Consider the following 3,423-nt stretch of genomic DNA (forward strand, 5'->3'; position numbering starts at 1 on the left):
CGTGCAGCTGCGCGTGCGGCAGCCGTCTGCGGCCAATGCCGCCGGCCAGCACCCGCGGCTGCGGCAGCTGCAGCTGATCGTCGGCAGCGGCCCTGCGCAGGCGCCGCAGATGCAGACCCGCCGCTTTACCGCCACCGACTGGAAGCAGGACGGCGCCTGGTACCAGGTGGCGTGGGAACTGCCGGCACCGGCCAACGGCGGTTTCGTGCGCGCGCGGGGCAGCAACACGGATGAGCCGACGCCATTGGAGGATGTCAAGGGCGAAGATCCCTGGCAGGACCTGTGGTTCCATTCCAACCCGGTGTTCATCACGCGCTGAGATGGCGGCCGTGAATGCCGCGCCAGCACGCCTGCACGGCCCGGTCACGGGCGCTTGCCGACTCTGGTGGCAGACCCCTGCCACCGGAGCGCCGATGACCACGCTGACCCTGCACGACCTGGCCAAGAAAATGGCCGGCATCGACTTCACCATGCTGCAGACCTTCGCCGACAACGGCGAGATCGCCGGTCGCCCGATGAGCAACAACGGCGACGTCGACTATGACGGCGACAGCTGGTTCTTTTCGCTGGACAGCACCGACATGGTGCGTGAACTGCAGGCCGAACCCAAGGTGGCGCTCAGCTTCACCGGCAGCAAGGGCCTGCTCGGCAAGCCGCCGCTGTTCGTGTTCGTGCAGGGCAAGGCGCGCATCGTCCGCGACAAGGAGGTGATGCGAGAACACTGGCAGAAGAGCCTGGAGCGCTGGTTCGAGCAGGGCGTGGACACCCCCGGCCTGGTCCTGATCCACGTCCACGCCCACCGCATCCATTACTGGGACGGCGAAGACCAGGGCGAGATCCAGGTCTGACCTGGGGCCATGCCTGCTGCCCGCGCCCCGCAGATCGGTTGTGCAGGTTGGTCCATTCCAACCCGCCACGCTGATCTGTTCGGCCCGGGTGAGAGCATGCTGGCGCGATACGCCACCCGCTTTGCGGTGGTGGAAATCAATTCCTCGTTCTACCGGCCGCACAAACCCGCCACCTACGAGCGGTGGGCGGCCAGCGTGCCCGCCGGTTTCCGGTTCTCGGTAAAGATCCCGCGCACGATCTCGCATGACTCGGGGCTGGTCGGGGCAGGGCCCCTGCTTGACCGTTTCCTCGGTGAGGCCGGCGCGCTCGGCGCCAGGCTCGGCGGCCTGCTGCTGCAGTTGCCACCGTCGCTCGAACTGGACGCCCGCCGGGCCTCCAGCTTCTTCCGTGCCCTGCGCAGGCGCAGCACCGTGCCCCTGGTCTGCGAACCGCGCCATGCCAGCTGGTTCACGGACGCTGCGGATGCCCTGCTCAAGCGTTATGACGTTTCGCGGGCGGGTGCCGATCCGGCGCGCGTTCCTGCCGCGGCGCACCCCGGCGGCGCGCCGTCGTGGCACTACTGGCGCTGGCACGGCACACCGCGCGTCTACTACAGCGACTACGATGATGCCGCATTGAACGCGCTCGCCGCACAGGTGCAGCGGGTGCGTGGCCCGCGATGGGTCATCTTCGACAACACCGCGCATGGCTTCGCCGTTGCCAATGCCGCGCGGCTGCAGGAGGTGCTGCGTGCCTGAAGGTCCTTCCATCGTCATCCTGCGCGAAGCGGCAGCGAAGTTCCGCGGCAAAACGGTACGCCGCGCGATCGGCAACAGCAGCCTGGACCTGACCCGCATGGAAGGCCGGCGGGTGAAGGCGCTGCGCAGCTGGGGCAAGCATTTCCTGATCGAATTCAGTGGCTTCAGCCTGCGCGTGCACATGCTGATGTTCGGCAGCTACCGCATCGACGAGCGCAAGCCCTCGCCACCGCGGGTGTCACTGCAGTTCGACAACGGCGAACTCAACATCTACGCCTCCTCGCTGAAATACGTCGAAGGCCCGCTGGACGCCAGCTATGACTGGCGCACCGACGTGATGAACGATGCCTGGGATCCGCGCCTGGCCCGGCGCCGCCTGAAGCAGCAACCGGACACCCTGGTCTGCGACGCATTGCTGGACCAGGACCTGTTCGCCGGGGTCGGCAACATCATCAAGAACGAAGTGCTGTTCCGCCAGCGCGTACATCCCGAGTCGAAGGTGGGCGACCTGCCGCCGCGCGTGCTCGGCGAGGTGATCGCCGATGCGCGCGAATACAGTTTCAGATTCCTTGAATGGAAGCGTGCCTTCGAGCTGAAGAAGCACTGGCAGATCCATACCAGGCGGACCTGCCCGAACTGCGGTGGACCGGTGTCGAAGACCTATCCAGGCAAGAGCAGGCGGCGGACCTTCTTCTGCCCGAACTGCCAGGTCCGCTACTGAGGTCCGCACGCCCTGCACATCGTGTGCGGTAGGGTGACGGCCTGACCATGTCCCCGGGCAACGCATGACGGCACCTCCCTCTTCGCCAACCCTGCCGGCGGCGACCCGCACCCGCTCGATGATCGTGGCCGGCCTGTCCACGGTGGTGGAGTGGTACGACTTCACCCTGTACCTGTACCTGGCCACGGTGCTGTCGCGGGTGTTCTTCGGCGGGGGCGACGATGCGCTGCTGGTGACCCTGGCCGGGTTCGCGGTGTCCTACCTGATGCGGCCGCTCGGTGCGCTGTGCTTCGGGCACCTGGGCGACCGCTTCGGGCGGCGCTACATGCTGCTCGCCTCGATGGCGCTGATGACCGTGGCGATGCTGGCCACCGCGCTGCTGCCGACCCATGCCACCGCCGGCGCGACAGCGGGCGTGCTGTTGCTGCTGCTGCGCTGCGTGATGGCGTTCTCCGTCGGTGGCGAGTACACCGGCGTGGTCGCCTACCTGCTGGAAACGGCGCCGCTGAAACGGCGCGGCCTGATCACCTCGCTGGCCTCGGCGGCGAGCGAGGTCGGCGCGCTGCTGGCGGTGGCGTTGTCCGCGCTTACCGTGGCGCTGCTCAGTACCGCGCAGCTGGATGGCTGGGGCTGGCGCATCCCGTTCTTCGTCGGCGCGGCCCTGGCTGGCGGCATCCTGCTGGCGCGCTCGACCATGCACGAATCGCCGGAGTTCGAGCGCCAGCAGCGCGCCGGCACGGTGCCGCGCTCGCCGATCCGCGACACCTGGCGCTTCCATCGCGGCGCGGTGGCGCGCACCTTCGCGATCTCGGCGCTGGGGTCGATCACGTACTACGTCGGCATCACCTATGTGCCGGCGTTCCTGGGCTCGGCGGGCGGGATGGCCGAAGGCGAAGCGCTGTGGCTGTCCACGTTGGCGGCGGTAGCGGTGATCGTAGCCACGCCCCTGGCCGGCGCCTTGTCCGACCGGATCGGGCGCAAGCCGGTGCTGATCGGCCTGGCGGTGCTGTCGGCGGTGCTGCCGTTGAGCCTGTTCGCGTGGATGGCCGGCGGCAGCACCGGGGTGATCGCCGCGGCCGCGGTGGCCCTGGCCTGCCTGGCCGGTGGGGTCAGCGC

At 68.5% G+C, this 3,423-nt stretch carries 4 protein-coding genes and 1 pseudogene; all 5 read left to right on the forward strand.

The genetic code is table 11. From position 1 onward, the window contains the following. Positions 1–319 (forward strand): annotated as a pseudogene (locus RWO33_RS19810) (hypothetical protein); the annotation flags it as partial. 94 nt (positions 320–413) lie between these two features. Then, positions 414–848, forward strand: coding sequence for a pyridoxamine 5'-phosphate oxidase family protein (locus tag RWO33_RS19815; RefSeq protein ID WP_145478304.1), 435 nt, complete (start codon positions 414–416; stop codon positions 846–848). 9 nt (positions 849–857) lie between these two features. Then, positions 858–1,586, forward strand: coding sequence for a DUF72 domain-containing protein (locus tag RWO33_RS19820; RefSeq protein ID WP_314107135.1), 729 nt, complete (start codon positions 858–860; stop codon positions 1,584–1,586). Continuing rightward, positions 1,579–2,307, forward strand: a complete 729-nt coding sequence (locus RWO33_RS19825) for a DNA-formamidopyrimidine glycosylase family protein (protein ID WP_314107137.1) — start codon at positions 1,579–1,581, stop codon at positions 2,305–2,307. The genes RWO33_RS19820 and RWO33_RS19825 overlap by 8 nt, the downstream gene beginning before the upstream one ends. Before the next feature lie 64 nt (positions 2,308–2,371). Continuing rightward, positions 2,372–3,423: MFS transporter (locus tag RWO33_RS19830; RefSeq protein WP_314107138.1), on the forward strand; the 1,052-nt coding region annotated here is incomplete at its 3' end.

The sequence above is a fragment of the uncultured Stenotrophomonas sp. genome, from assembly GCF_963519925.1.
GTDB lineage: Bacteria > Pseudomonadota > Gammaproteobacteria > Xanthomonadales > Xanthomonadaceae > Stenotrophomonas > Stenotrophomonas maltophilia_AE.